Genomic DNA, 18,124 nt, shown 5'->3' on the forward strand with positions numbered 1-18,124 from the left:
GTCCCACGGTGGGTTCCCGCGGAAACCGCCAGTGGAGCCCCCGTCGGTTGCCGCGGAACCCGACAGTGGGGGTCAGTCGCCGCGGCGGCGTTCCTGCTCGGCGAGGAAGCGCTCGAACTCGGCGCCGATCTCCTCGCCGCTGGGGACCTCGCCGACCTCGCTGAGCAGGTCGTTGCCCTCGCGGGCGGCGGCGAACTGGTCGTACTGCTGCTCGAGCGCCGCCACCACCGCGGTGTTCTCCGGCGAGCGGGCGATCTGCTCGTCGACCTCGGTGCGGTGCGCCTCGGCCGCCTCGCGCAGCGGCTCGATCGGCAGGTGCAGGCCGGTCAGCCGGGAGAGGTGCTCGAGCAGGGTCAGCGACGCGGCCGGGAAGGTGGCCTGGGCCAGGTAGTGCGGCACGTGCGCGGCCACGCCCAGTGCGTCCACCCCCGCCTCGCCCAGCCGCAGCTCCAGCAGCGCCGGGACGCTGCCCGGGATGCGCAGCTCGCCCCAGTACACGGGGTAGGACTCGATGAGCTGCCGGCGGGTGGCGTGCGCGGTGACCGTGACCGGGCGGGTGTGCGGCACGGGCATGGGGATCGCCTGCAGTGCCACCACCGAGGTCACGCCGAGGCGCTCGACCAGCCCGCCGATGGCGGCCACGAACCGCTCCCACGCGAAGTCCGGCTCGGCCCCGTGCAGCAGCAGGAACGGCTGGCCGGCGTCGTCCTCGACCGCGTAGAGCAGGATCTCCGGCGCGGTGAAGGACTCGTAGCGGTCGCCGTTGAAGGTCATCCGCGGCCGGTGGGCGCGGTAGTCCACCAGGGCGTCGACGTCGAACCGGGCGATCAGCTCGTGCGGCAGGCTGGCCAGCAGGTGGGAACCGGCGAGGGCGCCCGCGTGCGCGGCGTCGAACTCGCCGGCGAGCTCGTGCACCAGCACCAGCCCCCGGCGCTCTCCGGGCGCGCCCACCTGCTCCTCCCGGGCCAGGAACGGCTCGGCCTCGGGCAGCAGCTCGACGAGCTCCTCCGGTCGCAGCACCACGGGGTCCTCCTCGGACGGTCGGTTCTCCCTCAGGTCAGCCGTCCGGGCCGGGTCGGCATTCCCGCCGTCACCCGGCGGTGCTGGGCCCGCCGTCCGCCGGCGGGGCGACCTGCTCCCGCTGCACCTCGGCGCCGCCCGCGTCGCCGGTGACCTGCGGGCGGGTGCCGTCGTCGCTCACCTCCGGCGAGCGGCCGTCCAGCTCGTCGCGGACGTACCGGTAGATGACCGCGATGAGCGCCGCGACCGGCACGCCGAGGAAGGCACCGGTGATGCCGGCCAGGCTGCCGCCGGCGGTCACCGCGAGGATCACCACCGCCGCGTGCAGGTTGAACCCGCGGCCCTGGATGATCGGCTGCAGCACGTTGCCCTCGATCTGCTGCACGAGCAGCACGATCCCGAAGACGATCAGCGCCACGGTGAAGCCCTCGTCGACCAGGGCGATCAGCACCGCGAAGGCGCCGGCGACGAACGCACCGATGATCGGGATGAACGCGCCGAAGAAGGTCAGGACGGCCAACGGCAGCACCAGCGGCACGTCGAGGATCCACAGGCCCAGGCCGATGAAGAACGCGTCGACGAAGCCGACCAGCGCCTGCTGCTTGATGAACTCCGACAGGGTCGACCACGTCTTGTGCGACAGCGCGGCCACGTGCGGCGCCGCGCGCGGGCCGGTCTGCGCCGTCAGCCACGGCACCCAGCGCGGGCCGTCCTTGATGAAGAAGAACGCGAGGATCAGCGCGAGGACCAGGTTGATCAGCCCGTTGCCGACGGCGGTCGCACCGGTCAGCGCGGCGCCGGCGATGTTCTGCGCGTTGTCCTGCAGCGAGTTGATGGCGTTGTCGACGGCCTGCCCGACCTGGTCCTCGCCCAGGTTGAACGGCGGCCCGGCCAGCCACTGCTGCACCTGCTGCAGCCCGCTGATCGCCTGGTCGGTGAGGTCGCCGACCTGGTCGGCCACCGACGGTGCGATCGCCGCGATGATGCCGCCGAAGAGCGCGAGGGCCAGCACGGTCACCACGCCCGCGGCCAGCGCCGGCGGCCAGTGGTGACGGCGCAGGAACCGGGTCGGCGGCCACAGCACCGTGGCGAACAGCAGACCGAGCACGATCGGCAGCAGGATCACCCACAGCCGGCCCAGGACCCAGCCGATGACGACGATGCCGGCGACGATGAGCAGCATCTGGGCGGAGAAGACCGCCAGCGACCGCAGCGCCTTCTGCAGGCGCGGCCCGCGACCCGCGCCCGGTGCGGGGGCCGCGGTGACGGCGGCGGCGTCCGGGTCGCTGGTGTGCTCCCGCCCCTCGACGGGACGGTCGGTGCGCGAGCCCGCCGCGGCAGGGACACCCCCGTCGCGGGCACGGCCGGAGGCCCGGAGCCTCATGCGCTCGATCACGGTAGGTGGATGTCCGCTCCGGGCGCACCGGAAACGATCATCGGGCGTGAGTCGTAGCGTCGCGGCCATGCCGAAGACCGCCACCGCCGACCGCGTCGACCGCGCCGCGCTCGAGGAGTTCCTCCGTCCCCGCCACAAGGCGGTGTTCCTCACCCGCCGGGGCGGGGGTGGCATCCAGCTCTCCCCGGTCACCTGCGGGCTGGACGGCGAGGGGCGGGTCGTCGTCTCCACCTACCCGCAGCGGGCCAAGGTCGCCAACGCCCGCCGCGACCCGGCGGTCTCGCTGTGCGTGCTCTCCGACGACTTCGACGGGCCGTGGGTGCAGGTCGACGGCCGGGCCGAGGTGCTGGACCTGCCCGACGCCCTCGAGCCGCTGGTCGACTACTACCGCTCGATCAGCGGAGAACACCCCGACTGGGACGAGTACCGCGCCGCCATGACCCGTCAGGGGAAGTCGCTGCTGCGCGTCACCATCGACCGGTGGGGACCGGTCGCCACCGGCGGCTTCCCGCCGGGGGGCGCCGCCGGCGGGTGACCCGTGCCGCGCCCCGGGAAAGGTGCCAGGCTTGCCGGGTGCCGTTCGTGCTGATCGCCGCCGGGGATGCCGGCTCCCGGCCCGCCGTCCCCGGGCCCGCCGTCCCCGGGCCCGCCGTCCCCGGGCCCGCCGTCCCGCGGCGGCCGGACGGACAGCCGCTGCTCGAGCCGGGAGCCGACGGGGAGTGGCAGGGGGCCGTCACCGACCCGGCCGGGGTCGTCGACGTCGTGCTCGCCCTGGTGCGGACCTCCGGCTGGTGGGTCGGGGTGGGCGCGGGCCCGGCGGCCGCGGGGGTCCGGACGGCGCCGGTGCTGCTCAGTGCCCGCCGCGCGGTGGACGCCGCCCGCCGACGTGGCTCGCGGGTGGCGGTGCGCGGCGCGGTGCCGGCGGACGCCGCCGACGCCCAGGCGGTGCTCACCGCGCTCGCGGTCCTGGTGCAGCGGCGCAGCACGCCGGCGTGGGCGGCGATCGACCTGGTCGGGGACGGGTGCACCCAGGCGCAGGCGGCGGCCCGGCTGGGGGTCTCCCGGCAGGCGGTGGGGCAGCGGCTGGCCGCCGGCATGTGGGAGCTGGAGCGCGAACTGCGGCCCACCGCGGCCCGGCTGCTGGCCCGCGCGGAGGGGTGAACCGGGGCCGCCGTCGCGCGCGGTGATCACCGGGGGCCGAGAATGGTCGGGCGTCGCCGTCCGTCCGTCCCGAGGGAGAGCCCGTGTCCGAGTCGTCCGCGCCAGGCGGCATCCGCCACCTCGAACTGCTCGGCGTCTACACCAACGACCACCTGGCCGCGGCCACCGGCGGCATCGAGCTGGTCTGCCGGATGCTGGGCCGGCACCGCGGCACCGCGTTCGAGCCGCGGCTGGCCGAGCTGCTCGCCGAGCTGCGGGAGGAGCGCGCCGCGCTCGAGTCGACGATGCAGACCCTCGGCATCCCGGTCCGCCAGTACAAGCAGATCGCCACCTGGGTGGGCGAGAAGCTGTCCCGCGCCAAGCTCAACGGGCACCTGCTGTCCCGGTCGCCGCTGAGCGACCTGGTCGAGTTCGAGTTCATCGCCACCGCGGTGCTGGCCAAGCGGGCCGGGTTCGAGACGCTGCGGGAGGCCGCCGCGACCGAGGGCCGCATCGACGCCGCGCTGTACGACCGGCTGATCGCCCAGGCCGACAAGCAGCACTCCTGGCTGGCCGACGCCCGCCGGGAGGTCGCCGCGCGGGTGTTCGGCGGGGACCCGGGTGCCGCGGACGACGCCGCCGCGACCTGAGGGGGCGGCGGTCCGCCGTCCCCGGTAGAAACCCGGGCATGTGCCACGACACCGACAGTCGCCCGCCCGCTCCGCCGCGCTCCGGCGAGGTCACCGAGCGCGGGACCCTGACGCTCACGGCCGCCGACGGCACCGAGTTCGCCGCCGCCCTCGCGCTGCCCGCGGAGCCGGCGCGGGTCGGCGTCGTCCTGCTCCCCGACATCCGCGGGCTGCACCCCTACTACGTCGCGCTGGCCGAGCGGTTCGCCGAGGCCGGGCTGGCCGCCGTCGCGGTCGACTACTTCGGCCGGACGGCGGAGCTGCCGGGCACCGGCACCCGGGACCAGGACTTCGACTGGCAGGCGCACATCCCGCAGACGACGCCCGCCGGGGTGGACGCCGACGTCGCGGCCGCGATCGCCTACCTGCGCGAGCGCACCCGCCCCGACCTCCCGGTCGTCACCGTGGGGTTCTGCTTCGGGGGCAGCCACTCGTGGCGGCTGGCCGGCGGCGACCTAGACCTCGCCGGCTGCATCGGCTTCTACGGGCGCCCGGCCATGGTCGGGGAGGTCCGCGCCACCCGGCCGACGCTCATGGTGGTCGCCGGGGCCGACGCGGCCACGCCCGTGGACGACCAGCTGGCGCTGGCCGAGCAGCTGCGGGGCGGCGGCGCCGAGGTGGAGACCGCGGTCTACGACGGCGCCCCGCACTCCTTCTTCGACCGCGCCTACGGGGACTGGGCCGAGGCCTGCGCCGACGTCTGGCGGCGGGTGCTCGCCCTCACCGACCGTGTCGCGGCCGCCTGAGCCGGCCCGCTCGCCCGGCCGCGCCGACGCCTAGGCTCGCCGGGGTGAGCGAACCGATCGACCCGGGGGTCATCGAGCTGGCCGGGCGCGTCTTCGACCTGGCCCGCGGCGGCGCCACCGAGGAGCTCGCCGCCTACCTGGACGCGGGGGTGCCGGCCAACCTGACCAACGACAAGGGCGACACCCTCCTCGTCCTGGCCGCCTACCACGGGCACCCCGAGACGGTGGCCGCGCTGCTGGAGCGCGGCGCCGACCCCGGTGCGGTGAACGACCGCGGCCAGACCGCCCTGGCCGCCGCGGTCTTCAAACAGTCGGTCGAAACGGTGCGCCTCCTGCTCGCCGCCGGCGCCGACCCGGACGCCGGCGGGCCGACCGCGCGCCAGACCGCGGCGTTCTTCGACCTGCCGGCCATGACCGCGCTGCTGGACGGTGGCGGTCCCTGACCGGCGTGGCGGGTCGTGTCACGCTGAGCAGGACACGCGGCACCGCACGGGGGAGAGCGGGGAGCAGATGGTCGCGCAGCAGCGCCTGCCCGGGGACACCGGCGGTGCGGAGCCGACCCCGGCCCGGGGCCTGAGCGCCGCGGACGCCGCGGCGGTCGACACCGCCGCGGCCATGGGCGCGGCCGCGGTGCAGGGGGACCCGGTGGGCGAGGTCCCCGCGCCGGCGGCCGTGCCCGGCCGCCCGGAGAGCGTCGGTCCGCCGACCGCCGGGCTGCCCCGCTGGCTGGTGCTGCTGGTCGGCGCCGCGGCCGCGACGGTCGCGATCGCCGGCGTCCGGTCGATCGCCTGGCTGGTCGGTCCGGTCCTGCTCGCGCTGGTCGTCGTCGTCGCCCTCATGCCGGTGCAGCGCTTCCTGCAGCGGCACGGCTGGCCGCGGTGGGCGAGCGCCACGGTGCTGCTGGTCCTGGTGTGGGGCATCCTGCTGGCGTTCGTCGCGCTGCTCGTGGTGTCGATCGCCCAGTTCGCCAACCTGCTGCCCGACTACGCCGGCGCGGCCGAGGCGTTGGTCGCCGACGTGGTCGCCGATCTCAACGACCGCGGCATCGTCTCCGGGCAGCTCTCCGACCTGGTCTCCCAGTTCGACTACAGCCAGCTGGTCGGCGTGGCCACCGGCCTGCTCGCCCGGGTCAGCGACGCCGCGACCACGCTCGTGCTGCTGCTGGCGGCCATCGTGTTCCTGGCCATCGAGTCCGGCGGGTTCGGCCGGCGGCTCGGGCTGGTCGCCGCCGAGCGGCCGCACCTGCCCATCGCCCTCGGCCTGTTCGCCCGCGGCACCCGCAGCTACCTGCTCGTGAGCACGGTGTTCGGCGCGATCGTCGCGGTGTTCGACACGATCGCGCTGGCCATCATCGGCATCCCGATGCCCGTCGTGTGGGGGCTGCTGTCGTTCATCACCAACTACGTGCCCAACATCGGCTTCGTGCTGGGCGTGGTGCCGCCGGCGATCCTCGCGCTGCTCGGGGGCGGCTGGACGGAGTTCTGGATCGTCATCGCGGTCTACGCGCTGCTGAACTTCGTCGTCCAGACGCTCATCCAGCCGCGCTTCGTCGGGGACTCGGTGGGGCTGTCGATGACCGTCACCTTCGTGGCGCTGCTGTTCTGGGGCTGGGTGCTGGGCGCGCTGGGCGCCCTGCTGGCCATCCCGCTGACCCTCCTGGTCAAGGCGCTCATCGTCGACGTCGACCCGCGCGGCCACTGGCTGGACGCGCTGCTGCGGGAGGAGCCCAGAGCCCCCCGGACCAGCCGCGCGCGCCAGCGGGCCAACGCCCGCCGGGCGGCCCTCGCCTCGGTGCGGGCGCTGCACCCGCACCTGCCCGGCCGGCGGCAGTCCAGCGGTGACGACTGAGCTCGAAACCGCAGGTCAGCGCGGAATGTCGTACCCATGGAGGACGTTGTCCCCATGTCGGGCGCAGGGCTCGACGCGAGTCCTCTGAGGAGAGCGATGAAGGGCGATCGAGTCGAGATCGTGATCGACGCCGGTGGGTCGACGCGCACGTACGACATCGAGGCCACCCGTGCGGGACGGCGGGTGGACGTGACCCACGGCCGGGGCATCGTGGAGGTCAGCGAGACGACCCGCGGCGGCACCCCGGTGCGCACCGCGCGGTTCATGTCCGGGCGGGTCCTGGCGCTCGTGGAGCACCCCGCTCCGCGGCGGGCCCTGGACGACGACGCCGAGGTGACGCAGCTGCGGCACTCGGCCTGAGGGAGGACCCCACGGTGGCTCCGGAGCTGGTCGTCATGGCCGGGCTCCAGGCCGCCGGTCGAAGGACCCCCGTGCTCCCCACCACTCGCAGGCTCGCGGCGGGACCCTGCACGGCGGCCTGGCCGAACGCCCGGCGCCGGGAGGCGCGGCAGCGGCGCGTGGTCGCCGAGCTGCTGGCCGAGGGGCGCAGCGTCGTCGTCGACAACACCAACCCGACCGCGGAGGAGCGGGCACCGCTGGTCGCGGCCGCCCGCGCCGCCGGGGTCGCCGTCCGCGCGGTGTGGCTGGACACGCCCCTGGCGGTCTGCGCGGGCCGCAACGACGCCCGCGAGGGGCGCGCCCGGGTGCCACCGGCGGGGCTGTACGAGACCGCGGCGCGGTTCGTGCCGCCGTCGCTCGCCGAGGGGTTCGACCGGGTGGACCTCGTCCCGACCGGGTGACCGGCACGCCGGAGGGCCGGGCGCCGGGCCGGTGCGGTAGAACCTGAGCTCCGTTCCCCGCCGACCTGGAGGTCCCACCGTGCTGGCCAGCATCGGATACGCCGTCGCCTACACGGGAGTCGGCATCGTGCTGCTGACCCTCGGGTTCCTGGTCCTCGACCTGCTGACCCCCGGCCGGCTGGGCCGGCACATCCACGAGGAGCGGTCGGTCAACGCCGGGCTGGTCCTGGCCACCGGGTTCCTCGGGCAGGGGGCCGTGGTCTTCGCCGCGATCTGGACCAACGCGACCAACGGGTTCGGCGAGGCCCTGCTCTACACCGTCGTGTTCGGCGTGCTGGGCGTGGTGCTGCAGGCGGTGGCCTTCGTGGTGCTGGACGTGATCACCCCCGGGAAGCTCGGGGCGCACGTCACCGAGGTGGCGTTCCACCCGGCCAGCCTGGTGCTGGCGGCGGTGCAGCTGTCGGTGGCCGCGATCATCATCGCCTCGATCTGGCCCTGAGCCCCCGCCCGCGACCCGCCGGGGGCTACCGGTGGGTAGGGCCGGCGGTCCGCGCCCGTACCGTGTCGGGAGCGCTCCGGACGGCGCAGCAACGAGAGGAACACTGATGAGTGAGTCGAGCAGCACTGCCGCCCGTGTGGCGATCGTGACCGGGGCCGCCCGGGGTATCGGCGCGGCCACCGCCCTGCGGCTGGCCCGGGACGGGTTCGCCGTGGGCGTCCTGGACCTGGAGGAGTCCGCCGGCAAGGAGACCGTGCAGGCCATCGAGGCGGCCGGCGGGCGCGCCGTGGCCGTCGGCGCCGACGTCAGCGACCCGGAGCAGGTCGAGGCGGCGGTCGCCCGCGTCGCCGAGGAGCTGGGCGCCCCCACCGTGCTGGTGAACAACGCCGGGGTGACGCGGGACAACCTGCTGTTCAAGATGACCGAGTCCGACTGGGACGTGGTCATGAACGTGCACCTGCGCGGGGCCTTCCTCATGACCCGCGCGGTCCAGAAGCACATGATCGAGGCCGGCTGGGGCCGGGTCGTCAACCTCTCCAGCACCTCGGCGCTGGGCAACCGCGGCCAGGCCAACTACTCGGCGGCCAAGGCGGGTCTGCAGGGCTTCACCAAGACCCTGGCGATCGAGCTGGGCAAGTTCGGCGTCACCGCCAACGCGGTCGCCCCCGGCTTCATCCAGACCGAGATGACCAAGGCCACCGCCGAGCGGGTCGGCGTCTCGTTCGACGACTTCATCGCCGGAGCGTCCCAGGAGATCCCGGTGCGGCGCGTCGGCCAGCCCGAGGACATCGCGCACGTCGTGTCGTTCCTCGTCAGCGAGGGCGCGGGCTTCGTCTCCGGCCAGGTCATCTACGCCGCCGGCGGCCCCAAGGCCTGAGAGAGGCTCCGTCCTCCTGGGGTGGCCCGGGGGGCGCGGGGGAGATCGTGTGGGGCCCGGCCGGGAGTGTTCCCGGCCGGGCCCCGTTGCGTGTGCGCCGGTGACACGCTGCACAAGCAGCAAGCTTGCACAGTGTGCAGTGAGGGCGTTCACTGGATCCGTGACCAGCCCGGGCCTGCGTGAGCGCAAGAAGCAGGACACCCGGCGCGCGCTCGCCGAGGCCACTCTCCGGCTCGCGGTCGAGTCCGGCCTGTCCGCGGTGACCGTGGAGCAGATCGCCGCGGCCGCGGACGTCTCCTACCGCACGTTCTTCAACCACTTCTCCTCCAAGGAGGAGGCCCTGCTCCTGCCGGAGGGCCGGGACGACGGACGGTTCGCCCGCCGCCTGGCGGAGCAGGACCCGGCGCTGCCCCCGCTCGAGGCGGGGCGCGCGGCGCTGCAGGAGGAGCTGGCCACCCTGGAGGCCGACCGATCCGCGTGGCAGCGGCGGCTGGCCGTGATCGCCGCCGAGCCGCAGCTGGTCCCGCGGCTGGTGGAGCTGAGCTCGGCCAACGAGCGGGAGATGACCCGCGCCCTCGCCGCCCGGACCGGGCTGGACGCCGAGCGCGAGCTGTACCCGGCGCTGCTGGCGGCCGTGCTCGGCTGCGCGGTGCGGGTGACCCTCACCCACTGGTGCGCCGCCGACTCCCGGCAGCCCCTGACCGACCTGTTCTCCTCGGCGCTCGACGCCGTCGCGGCGGGGTTGCCCGCGCCGCCGCCGTCCTCCTCCTGAGCCCGCCGCGCGCCCCCGGGCGCGCAGGCCCCCTGCCGGCGCGCCCGCCGGTGTCCGTCCACCCGATCCCGAGGAGACCCGTGTCCACCACCGACGACGCCCTGCAGGCGTCCCCGCCCGGCGCGGCCGCCGTCGCCCCGATGAGCCGCCGCGAGGTGCTGCAGGCCCTCTCCGGGCTGTTCATGGGGATGTTCGTGGCGATCCTCGCCGCCACGATCGTGTCCAACGCCCTCCCGGTGATCATCCCCGAGATCGGCGGCACCCAGTCGGTCTACACCTGGGTGGTCACCGCCGAGCTCCTCGCGATGACCGCCACCGTGCCGCTCTGGGGCAAGCTCGCCGACCTGTTCAGCCAGAAGCTGCTGCTCCAGGCGTCCTTCGGCCTGTTCGTCGTCGGGTCGCTGCTGGCGGGGTTCGCGCAGGACACCACCATGCTGATCGTCGCGCGGGCGTTCCAGGGCATGGGCGCCGGCGGGCTCACCGCCCTGGTGCAGATCGTGATGGCGGCGATGATCCCGCCGCGCGAGCTGGGCCGGTACGCCGGTGTCTTCGGGGCGATCTTCGCCGTCGCGACCGTCGGCGGGCCGCTCATCGGCGGCGTCATCGTCGACACGTCCTGGCTGGGCTGGCGCTGGTGCTTCCTGCTCGGGGTGCCGTTCACCCTGCTCGCGATGCTGCTGGTGCAGCGCACGCTCAAGCTGCCCGCCGTCGCCCGCCGCGACGTCTCGATCGACTGGCTGGGCGCCCTGCTGCTCACCAGCGGTGTCAGCCTGCTGCTGCTCTGGATCACCTTCGCCGGTGACCGGTACGCGTGGCTGTCCACCGAGACCGCGCTAATGGTGGGCGGCACGGTGGTGCTGCTCGGCCTGGCCGTGCTGGTCGAGGGGCGGGTCCGCGAGCCGATCATCCCGCTGGACATCTTCCGCAGCCGGACGGTCAGCCTGGCCACCCTGGCCAGCGCGCTGGTCGGCGTCGCCATGTTCGGCGGCACCGTGTTCCTCGCCCAGTACCTGCAGATCTCGCTGGGCTACTCGCCGACCGAGGCCGGCCTGCTCACGCTGCCGCTGGTGGGTGGCCTGCTGGTGTCCTCGACCGTGGCCGGGGCGCTGATCACCAAGAACGGCCGCTGGAAGGTCTGGCTGGTCGCCGGCGGCGCCCTCATGACCCTCGGCTTCGGCCTGTTCGCCACGATCGACGCGCAGACCTCCCCGTGGCTGCTGGGCCTGTTCATGGTCGTGCTGGGCAGCGGCGTCGGCGCGCTCATGCAGAACCTCGTGCTGGCCGCGCAGAACGACGTCCCCGCCCACGAGCTCGGCGCGGCCACCTCGGTGGTGTCGTTCTTCCGCAGCCTCGGCGGCACGATCGGGGTGAGCGCCCTGGGGGCGCTGCTGGCCCACCGGGTGGCCGGCGACCTCAGCGTGCTCGGCGGCGGGACGTCGGGCGGCGGCGAGGCGGCTGTGCCCGACGTCTCCACCCTCCCGGAGCCGGTGCGCGCGCTGGTCGAGAACGCCTACGGCGACGCCACCGCGGACCTGTTCCTGGTCGCCACGCCGCTGGCCGCCCTCGCCCTGGTCGTCGTCCTCTTCATCCGCGAGAAGGCGCTGCAGACGACGTCGGGCGCGCAGCGGCTGGCCGAGGAGCAGGCGGCGGTCCCGGTGCACTGACGGCCGGGCATGGCGGAGGGGTGGGCGGTGTTGGACAGAACGTGACCCGCTCGCCCCTCCGACTCCTCCTGCTCGGTGACTCGCTCGCGTACGGCTCCGGCGCCGCCCGGGCGCAGGACACGCTGGGACCCCGGCTGGCCACCGCCCTCGCGGCCGCGGGGTACGAGGTCGACCTGCACGTCCTCGCCGTGCCGGGAGCGGTCTCCCGCGACCTCGCCGCGCAGGTGCGCCGCGCCGTCCCGCTGGCCGCCGACCTCGCCGTGGTGGTGGTCGGGGCCAACGACCTGGCCCGGCTGGTGCCCCCGCCGCAGGCCGCCGCCGCCCTCGGGGACGCCCTGCGCGGGCTGCGCGCGGCGGGCGTGGACGTGGTCGTCGTCCCGGCCCCGGACATGTCGACCGTCCCGTTCGTCCCGGCCGCCTACCGGCCGCTGGTCCAGGCGGCGTCCGCGCGGCTGCAGCAGGAGCAGGCCGTGGTCGCGTCGGCCGCGGGCGCGCTGGTCGCCCCGGTGTCGCACGCGGTCGGGACGGCGTTCGCCGCGGACCCCGCCCTCTTCTCGCCCGACCGCTTCCACCCGTCCTCGGCCGGCTACGCCCGCATCGCCGACGAGCTGGTGCCGCACGTGGTGGCCGCCGCGCACGCCCGCCGGGACGGCGCCGCCGCCTGAGCTGCGCCGCCGCCTGAGCCTCGCCGCCGGTCAGGAGCGGTGCTGCACCTCCGGCAGGCCGTGGACCGGGGTCGGGATGCCCACCTGCCGCGCCTTGAGCTGCAGCGCCAGGAACAGCGAGTAGTGCCGGGACTGGTGCAGGTTGCCCCCGTGGAACCACAGCCCCTCCTGGCGGGTGGGCTTCCACATGTTGCGCAGCTCGCCCTCCCACGGCCCCGGGTCCTTCGCCGTCCCTGACCCCAGGCCCCACACCCGGCCGACCCGGTCGGCGACCTCCGGGGAGACGAGGTCGGCGACCCAGCCGTTCATCGGCCCGTAGCCGGTGGCGTACACGACGAGGTCGGCCGGCAGCTCGGTGCCGCCCTCGAGGACGACGGCGTGCTCGGTGAGCTCGCGCACCGTCCCGTGGGCCAGGCGCACGTCGCCGTTGGCCACCAACTCGGAGGCGCCCACGTCGATGTAGTAGCCCGAGCCGCGGCGCAGGTACTTCAGGAACAGGCCGGAGCCGTCCTCGCCGAAGTCCAGCCAGAACCCGGCCTCCTCCAGGCGGCGGTAGTAGTCGGCGTCCCGCTCCCGGATCGCGTCGTACACCGGCTTCTGGACCTCGGGCAGGAACCGGTAGGGCAGCGAGGCGAAGAGCAGGTCCGCCTTGTCCGTCGTCATCCCCGCCGCCAGGGCCCGCTCGGAGTAGAGGTCCCCGAGGCCGAGCTCCATGAGCGAGTCGCTGCGGACGACGTGGGTCGACGAGCGCTGCACCATCGTGACCTCGGCGCCGTGCTCCCACAGGGCCGCGGCGATGTCGTGCGCGGAGTTGTTCGACCCGATGACCACCGCCTGCTTCCCGCGGTAGGCGTCCGGGCCGGGGTGCCGCGAGGAGTGGTGCTGGTCGCCGAGGAAGCGGTCCTGCCCGGGGAACACCGGCACGTTCGGCTTCCCAGACACGCCGGTGGCCATCACCAGGTGCTGCGGCCGCAGGGTGACCTCGCCGCCGTCCCGCTCCACGGTGACGGTCCACTCGCCCACGTCCTCGTGGTAGGCGGCCCTCGTGACGGTGCTGGCGCCCCAGTAGGTGACCTCCATGACCCGCACGTACATCTCCAGCCAGTCGGCGATCTTGTCCTTGGGGGAGAAGACCGGCCAGTTCGGCGGGAAGTCCAGGTAGGGCAGGTGGTCGTACCAGACCGGGTCGTGCAGGCACAGCGACTTGTACCGGTTGCGCCACTGGTCCCCCGGGCGCGGGTGGCGGTCGACGACGACGTGCGGGACGTCGAGCTGCCGCAGCCGGGCACCGAGCGCGATCCCGCCCTGGCCGCCGCCCACGACGACGACGTAGGGCTGGCGGGTGCGGCCGAGCTCCTCGGTCTCGGCCCGGCGGCGCTCCGCCCACGTCTGCCGGTCGCGCTGAACCCCGTGCTCGGCGCCCGCTGGCCGGCGCTCGCTGAGCGGCTCCTCGTGGCCGGCCAGCTCGGACAGGCTGGTGAGGAGGGTGAACGCCTTGCCGTCGACGAGGCGGAGCAGCCCGCGGCCACGGCCCACGGCGGTCTCGAAGGCCAGCCACGCGGTGATGACGCCGTCGGCCTCGGTCGGCTCCTCGGTGGTGCGGAAGCCGGTCGGGTCGGTGCTGTCGAGGGTGGCGGTGAGCAGGTCCCGGACGCCGTCGGGGGCCTCGACGGTCGTGATGTTCCAGCTGAAGGACACCAGGTCGCGCCAGAAGCTGGTGGGGGCGAACAGGCCCGCCGCGCGGTCGACGTCCCGGTCGGTGAGGGCGGCCTGGAACTCGGCCAGCCAGGCGTCGGTGCGCTCGGCGGGGGAGCCGGTGGTGCCGGGGCGGTCCATCGTCTGGGTCACGGGGCCTCCTGCGTCGCTGCCGGGGGAGTCGGAGGCAGCAGACCGTGCGGCGGGGCGCGCGGGAAGCGTTGCAGGGGGTTGCAGCCCTATCGTCGGAGCCCAGGTCACAGCGAGGAGCCGCCTCATGGCCGTCCAGGGCGCCCTGCCGCCGGGCGCCGACCCGCGGGCACACACCCGGCTGCTCGAACGCGTCCGGGCGGCGGCCCTGGCCGGGGGCAGGCCGCCGGCCGCGCCGCGGCCGGTGGTCGGTGCGTCGTGGGGCCGGGTGCGGGGCGCCGGTCTGGACGCCTCCGACACCCCCGACGTCCCACCGCCGGACGGCGCCGAGCTGGAACGCCACCGCGCCGCGAGCGGCCTGGCCCCGCTCCTGCCGCTGCTGCGGGAGCGGCTCCTGCCGGTGGCCCGCGACGCCGGGCAGGTCCTGGCGGTCGTGGACGCCGAGGGCCGGGTGCTGTGGCGCGAGGGTGGGCCCGAGGTGCGCCGGCGGGCCGACCGCCTCGGCGTCGTCGAGGGGCACCAGCCCTGGACCTGCGCCGCGGCCCCGCTGTACTCGCCGGTGACCGGCCGGCTGCTGGGCGCGGTCGACCTGTCCGGCCCGGCGGCCACCGTGCAGCCGAGCACGATCGCCCTCGTCGACGCCGTCGCCCGGCTGGCCGAGCTGGAGCTGCGGGCCGCCCACGCCCGCCGGCTGGACCGGCTGCGGACGCTGGCCGCCCCGCTGCTGGCCCGGCTCCCGGGTCCGGCGCTGGTCGTCGGCACCGACGGGTGGACGGCGGCCGCCAGCGGGCTGGCCCCGCCCGACCGCGTGACCCTGCCCGAGGACGTGGGCGCCGCTCCGGTCCACGTGCCCGCGCTGGGCCGGTGCACGGCCGAGCCGCTGCCCGGGGGCTGGCTGCTGCGACCCGACGGAGGGACGGACCCCGACCGCCCGGCCGGCCTGCTGCTCGACCTCACCGGTCCGCGGCCGCAGGTCCGGGTGACCGCGCCCAGCGGCACCTGGTCGGCGGGCCTCAGCCTGCGGCACGCGGAGATCCTGCTCGTGCTCGCCGGTGCCCGCGCGGGGCGCTCGGCCGCGGCGCTGTCCGCGGACCTGTTCGGCGACCCGGGGCACGCGGTCACCGTCCGCGCCGAGGTGTCCCGGCTGCGCCGGACGCTCGGGTCGGTCGTCTCGGCGCAGCCCTACCGGGTCTCCGAGGACGTGCACGTCGAGGTCCGGACGCCGGCCGACCCCGCCCGGCTGCTGCCCGCGTCGACCGCGCCGGTCGTCGCGCGGCTGCGCCGGCGCGACCCCTAGCCCGGGCGCGGGCCGGCGGTCACCGGGCGAGCAGCTGGGCCAGGTGCAGGGCCGGCCGGCCGGCCAGCTGGTCGAGCTGGGTGCGGCAGGAGAAGCCGTCGGCGAGCACGACGGCGTCCGGCCCCGCTTCCCGGACGGCGGGCAGCAGCTGGTGCTCGGCGATGGTCACCGAGACGTCGTGGTGGCCGCGCTCGACGCCCCAGTTGCCGGCCAGCCCGCAGCAACCCCCGATCCGCTGCACCGTGGCGCCGGCCGACCGCAGCAGCCGCTCGTCGGCCGCCCAGCCGAGCACGGCGGCGTGGTGGCAGTGCGGCTGGGCGACCACCTCGAGCCCGGCCAGCGACGGCGGCGTCCAGCCGGGGGTGTCCCGGAGCAGCTCGGCCAGCGTGCGGGTGGCGGCGGCGACCGCCTCGGCGGCCGGTCCGCCCACCAGCTCCAGGCTCTCGCCGCGCAGCACCGCGGTGCACGAGGGCTCGACACCGACGATCGGCACGCCGGCCTCGGCGAGCGGCGCGAGCAGCTGCACCGTCCGCGACAGCGTGCGGCGGGCGGAGTCCAGCTGCCCGGTGGTGATCCAGGTCAGTCCGCAGCAGGCCTCGGCGGGCGGCACCTGCACCGCGTAGCCGGCGTCCGCCAGCACCGCGGCGGTCGCCTCGGCCACCTCGGGGGCGAAGTGGTCGGTGAAGGAGTCCACCCACAGCGCGACCGGCCGGCCCTCGCCGGACGCCCCGCGGGCGGCCCAGCCCTGCCGGAAGGTGCGGGGTGCGAAGGCGGGCAGGGAGCGCCGCTGGTCGACCCCGGCGCCCCACTTGGCCAAACGCCCGCCGAGCCGCGAGGACATGACCCCGTTGACCAGCCGGGGAGCGCGGGCGGCGAGGTCGGCCCAGCGCGGCAGCCGGCCCAGCGTGTAGTGCGCCCGCGGCCGCAGCCGGCGCCGGTAGGACTGGTGCAGGACCTCGGCCTTGTAGGCGGCCATGTCCACGCCGGTGGGGCAGTCCCGCGAGCAGCCCTTGCAGGACAGGCACAGGTCCAGCGCCTCGTGCACCTCCGGCGACCGCCAGTCCCGCACCGGCCCGCCGGGCGCGAGCATCTCCTGCAGCACGCGCGCCCGGCCGCGGGTGGTGTCCTTCTCCTCCCGCGTCGCCGGCCACGACGGGCACATCACCCCGCCGGCCGACTGCAGGTCCGCCCGGCACTTGCCGACGCCGGTGCAGCGGTGCACCGCGGCGGAGAAGTCGCCGCCGTCGTGCCGGTAGGCCAGCGCCAGGAGCGGCCGGTCGGTGGCCGGGCGGCGGGGCGCGGCGGCCACCCGGATGTCGTCGTCCACCCGGGCCGGCCGCACCAGGACCCCGGGGTTGAGCACGTCGCCGGGGTCGAAGAGGCCCTTGACCCGCTCGAAGAGGCCCAGCGCGGCGGGGGAGTACATGGCCGACAGGAGCTCGCTGCGCGCCCGCCCGTCGCCGTGCTCGCCCGACACCGACCCGCCGAACCGGGCCACCAGCGCGGCGGCCTCGGTGACGAAGGACCGGTAGGCGGTCCGGCCCCGGTCGGGGCCGGTCCCGAGCGGGAAGTCGATCCGCACGTGCACGCAGCCGTCGCCGAAGTGGCCGTAGGGGACGCCCTGGAGCCCGTGCTCGGCCAGCAGTGCCTCGAAGCCGCGCAGGTAGGTGCCCAGCTGCTCGACCGGGACCGCGGCGTCCTCCCAGCCGGCGTGTGCCGGCCGCCCGTCGGAGGTGCGCGCGGCCAGCCCGGCGCCGTCCTCGCGGACCCGCCAGATCGCCGCGGCCTCCGCCGGATCGGTGACGACCAGGGAGTCCAGCGCGCCGGCGTCGGCGAGCACCCCCGCGGCCTTGGCCTCCACCTCGGCGACGCTGTCGCCGGTCAGCTCGACGATGAGCCAGCCGTCGCCGCGGGGCAGGTCGGGCACGACGGCGGCGGGGACGTCGCGCAGCCGCTGGACGATCCGCTGATCCATGCCCTCGCACGCCGTCGGCTCGTGCCGCAGCAGCCCGGGGGTCGCGTCGGCGGCGTCGGCCATCGAGGGGTAACCGAGCACCACCAGCCCCCGGTACGGCGCGTCGGTGACCAGCCGCACCGTCGCGCCGAGCACCAGCCCCAGCGTGCCCTCGCTGCCCACCAGGGCCCGGGCGACGTCGAACCCGCGCTCGGGCAGCAGGTGCTCCAGCGAGTAGCCCGACACCTGGCGGCCGAAGCGGCCCAGCTCGGTGCGGATGGTGGCGAGCTCGCCGTCGACCAGTCGGCGCAGGTCCTCGAGGACCCCGCCCCCGGTGGTCGGCGCGGCACCCCCGAGGGTCAGCCGCTCACCGGCGCCGGTGACCACGTCCAGCCCCACCACGTTGTCCGACGTCCGGCCGTAGCCCAGCGCGCGGGACCCGCACGCGTTGTTGCCGATCATCCCGCCGACGGTGCACCGGTTGTGGGTGCTCGGGTCCGGCCCGAACCGCAGGCCGGCGGGCCGCGCGGCGGCCTGCAGCGACGCCTGCACCACGCCGGGGTCGACGGTCGCCGTCCGCGCCTCGGCGTCGACGGCGTGCACGCGCGTCAGGTACCGGCTGGTGTCCAGGACGACGCCCGGACCCACGGCGTTGCCCGCGATGGAGGTCCCGGCGCCACGGGCGGTCAGCGGCACCCCGAGCTCCCGGCACACCGCCAGCGTCGCCTCGATCTCCTCGGGGTGGCGGGGCCGGACCACCGCGCGCGGCAGCACCCGGTAGAGGGAGCCGTCGGACGAGTACAGCGCCCGGGCGAGACCGGAGGCGTCGACGTCGGTCGGGCCGACCCGGCGCAGGGCGGCCAGCAGGTCGGCGTCGGAGGGTGCGCTCACCCCGCCAGTCTCGGCCCTGGG

At 75.7% G+C, this 18,124-nt stretch carries 18 protein-coding genes; 14 read left to right on the forward strand and 4 right to left on the reverse strand.

Annotated features, from left to right (window positions below):
• Nucleotides 1-72 precede the first annotated feature (72 nt).
• Together PGN05_RS00555 and PGN05_RS00560 are read right to left on the reverse strand one after the other, a co-directional pair.
• Complete coding sequence (locus tag PGN05_RS00555; protein ID WP_419750235.1) at nucleotides 73-1,023, reverse strand: proteasome assembly chaperone family protein; 951 nt, start codon at nucleotides 1,021-1,023, stop codon at nucleotides 73-75.
• Between the two features lie 67 nt (nucleotides 1,024-1,090).
• Nucleotides 1,091-2,404, reverse strand: coding sequence for an AI-2E family transporter (locus PGN05_RS00560; RefSeq protein ID WP_419750237.1), 1,314 nt, complete (start codon nucleotides 2,402-2,404; stop codon nucleotides 1,091-1,093).
• A 79-nt stretch (nucleotides 2,405-2,483) separates the two neighbouring features.
• Here PGN05_RS00560 and PGN05_RS00565 point away from each other — a divergent pair, with 79 nt between their 5' ends.
• The 13 genes from PGN05_RS00565 (at nucleotide 2,484) to PGN05_RS00625 (ending at nucleotide 12,116) form a co-directional block, all read left to right on the forward strand.
• Nucleotides 2,484-2,951 carry a PPOX class F420-dependent oxidoreductase gene (locus tag PGN05_RS00565; RefSeq protein ID WP_419750238.1) on the forward strand — a complete coding sequence of 156 codons (468 nt, stop codon included), beginning with the start codon at nucleotides 2,484-2,486 and terminating at the stop codon, nucleotides 2,949-2,951.
• A gap of 38 nt (nucleotides 2,952-2,989) precedes the next feature.
• On the forward strand, nucleotides 2,990-3,577 hold the full coding sequence (locus tag PGN05_RS00570) for a hypothetical protein (protein WP_419750240.1): 588 nt from the start codon (nucleotides 2,990-2,992) through the stop codon (nucleotides 3,575-3,577).
• An 83-nt stretch (nucleotides 3,578-3,660) separates the two neighbouring features.
• Nucleotides 3,661-4,206 (forward strand): hypothetical protein, encoded by a 546-nt coding sequence (locus tag PGN05_RS00575; protein WP_419750242.1) that lies wholly within the window; start codon nucleotides 3,661-3,663, stop codon nucleotides 4,204-4,206.
• A 38-nt stretch (nucleotides 4,207-4,244) separates the two neighbouring features.
• On the forward strand, nucleotides 4,245-4,991 hold the full coding sequence (locus PGN05_RS00580) for a dienelactone hydrolase family protein (RefSeq protein WP_419750244.1): 747 nt from the start codon (nucleotides 4,245-4,247) through the stop codon (nucleotides 4,989-4,991).
• 44 nt (nucleotides 4,992-5,035) lie between these two features.
• The gene (locus tag PGN05_RS00585) at nucleotides 5,036-5,434 is read left to right on the forward strand and encodes an ankyrin repeat domain-containing protein (RefSeq protein ID WP_419750245.1); all 399 of its coding nucleotides are present in this window, start codon (nucleotides 5,036-5,038) and stop codon (nucleotides 5,432-5,434) included.
• Nucleotides 5,435-5,501: 67 nt separating this feature from the next.
• Nucleotides 5,502-6,839, forward strand: a complete 1,338-nt coding sequence (locus PGN05_RS00590) for an AI-2E family transporter (protein ID WP_419750247.1) — start codon at nucleotides 5,502-5,504, stop codon at nucleotides 6,837-6,839.
• Nucleotides 6,840-6,935: 96 nt separating this feature from the next.
• Nucleotides 6,936-7,199, forward strand: a complete 264-nt coding sequence (locus PGN05_RS00595) for a hypothetical protein (RefSeq protein WP_419750248.1) — start codon at nucleotides 6,936-6,938, stop codon at nucleotides 7,197-7,199.
• Nucleotides 7,200-7,213: 14 nt separating this feature from the next.
• A complete protein-coding gene (locus tag PGN05_RS00600; RefSeq protein WP_419750250.1) occupies nucleotides 7,214-7,639 on the forward strand; it encodes an AAA family ATPase in 426 nt (141 codons plus the stop codon).
• Nucleotides 7,640-7,718: 79 nt separating this feature from the next.
• Entirely contained in the window at nucleotides 7,719-8,138 is a 420-nt protein-coding gene (locus PGN05_RS00605; RefSeq protein WP_419750252.1) for a DUF350 domain-containing protein, read from the forward strand.
• Nucleotides 8,139-8,244: 106 nt separating this feature from the next.
• Entirely contained in the window at nucleotides 8,245-9,015 is a 771-nt protein-coding gene (gene fabG, locus PGN05_RS00610; protein ID WP_419750253.1) for a 3-oxoacyl-ACP reductase FabG, read from the forward strand.
• A gap of 160 nt (nucleotides 9,016-9,175) precedes the next feature.
• A complete protein-coding gene (locus PGN05_RS00615; protein ID WP_419750255.1) occupies nucleotides 9,176-9,787 on the forward strand; it encodes a TetR/AcrR family transcriptional regulator in 612 nt (203 codons plus the stop codon).
• A gap of 80 nt (nucleotides 9,788-9,867) precedes the next feature.
• Complete coding sequence (locus PGN05_RS00620) at nucleotides 9,868-11,451, forward strand: MDR family MFS transporter (protein ID WP_419750257.1); 1,584 nt, start codon at nucleotides 9,868-9,870, stop codon at nucleotides 11,449-11,451.
• A gap of 41 nt (nucleotides 11,452-11,492) precedes the next feature.
• On the forward strand, nucleotides 11,493-12,116 hold the full coding sequence (locus PGN05_RS00625) for a GDSL-type esterase/lipase family protein (RefSeq protein ID WP_419750259.1): 624 nt from the start codon (nucleotides 11,493-11,495) through the stop codon (nucleotides 12,114-12,116).
• Between the two features lie 30 nt (nucleotides 12,117-12,146).
• Here PGN05_RS00625 and PGN05_RS00630 read toward each other — a convergent pair whose 3' ends face one another.
• The gene (locus PGN05_RS00630; protein WP_419750261.1) at nucleotides 12,147-13,964 is read right to left on the reverse strand and encodes a flavin-containing monooxygenase; all 1,818 of its coding nucleotides are present in this window, start codon (nucleotides 13,962-13,964) and stop codon (nucleotides 12,147-12,149) included.
• A gap of 124 nt (nucleotides 13,965-14,088) precedes the next feature.
• Here PGN05_RS00630 and PGN05_RS00635 point away from each other — a divergent pair, with 124 nt between their 5' ends.
• Complete coding sequence (locus tag PGN05_RS00635) at nucleotides 14,089-15,258, forward strand: GAF domain-containing protein (protein WP_419750263.1); 1,170 nt, start codon at nucleotides 14,089-14,091, stop codon at nucleotides 15,256-15,258.
• Between the two features lie 19 nt (nucleotides 15,259-15,277).
• On the opposite strand, the gene PGN05_RS00640 is transcribed toward PGN05_RS00635, so the two are convergent.
• Complete coding sequence (locus tag PGN05_RS00640; protein ID WP_419750264.1) at nucleotides 15,278-18,103, reverse strand: FAD-binding and (Fe-S)-binding domain-containing protein; 2,826 nt, start codon at nucleotides 18,101-18,103, stop codon at nucleotides 15,278-15,280.
• Nucleotides 18,104-18,124: the final 21 nt, after the last annotated feature.

The sequence above is a fragment of the Geodermatophilus sp. CPCC 206100 genome (assembly GCF_048569675.1).
In the GTDB taxonomy this organism is placed as follows: Bacteria; Actinomycetota; Actinomycetes; order Mycobacteriales; family Geodermatophilaceae; genus Geodermatophilus.

What these genes read in the sequence shown, in the direction of transcription:
- PGN05_RS00560 (WP_419750237.1), bottom strand. Translation starts at nt 2,404, where the DNA reads ATGAGGCTCCGGGCCTCCGGCCGTGCCCGCGACGGGGGTGTCCCTGCC.
- PGN05_RS00565 (WP_419750238.1), top strand. Translation starts at nt 2,484, where the DNA reads ATGCCGAAGACCGCCACCGCCGACCGCGTCGACCGCGCCGCGCTCGAG.
- PGN05_RS00580 (WP_419750244.1), top strand. Translation starts at nt 4,245, where the DNA reads ATGTGCCACGACACCGACAGTCGCCCGCCCGCTCCGCCGCGCTCCGGC.
- PGN05_RS00590 (WP_419750247.1), top strand. Translation starts at nt 5,502, where the DNA reads ATGGTCGCGCAGCAGCGCCTGCCCGGGGACACCGGCGGTGCGGAGCCG.
- PGN05_RS00595 (WP_419750248.1), top strand. Translation starts at nt 6,936, where the DNA reads ATGAAGGGCGATCGAGTCGAGATCGTGATCGACGCCGGTGGGTCGACG.
- fabG (WP_419750253.1), top strand. Translation starts at nt 8,245, where the DNA reads ATGAGTGAGTCGAGCAGCACTGCCGCCCGTGTGGCGATCGTGACCGGG.
- PGN05_RS00635 (WP_419750263.1), top strand. Translation starts at nt 14,089, where the DNA reads ATGGCCGTCCAGGGCGCCCTGCCGCCGGGCGCCGACCCGCGGGCACAC.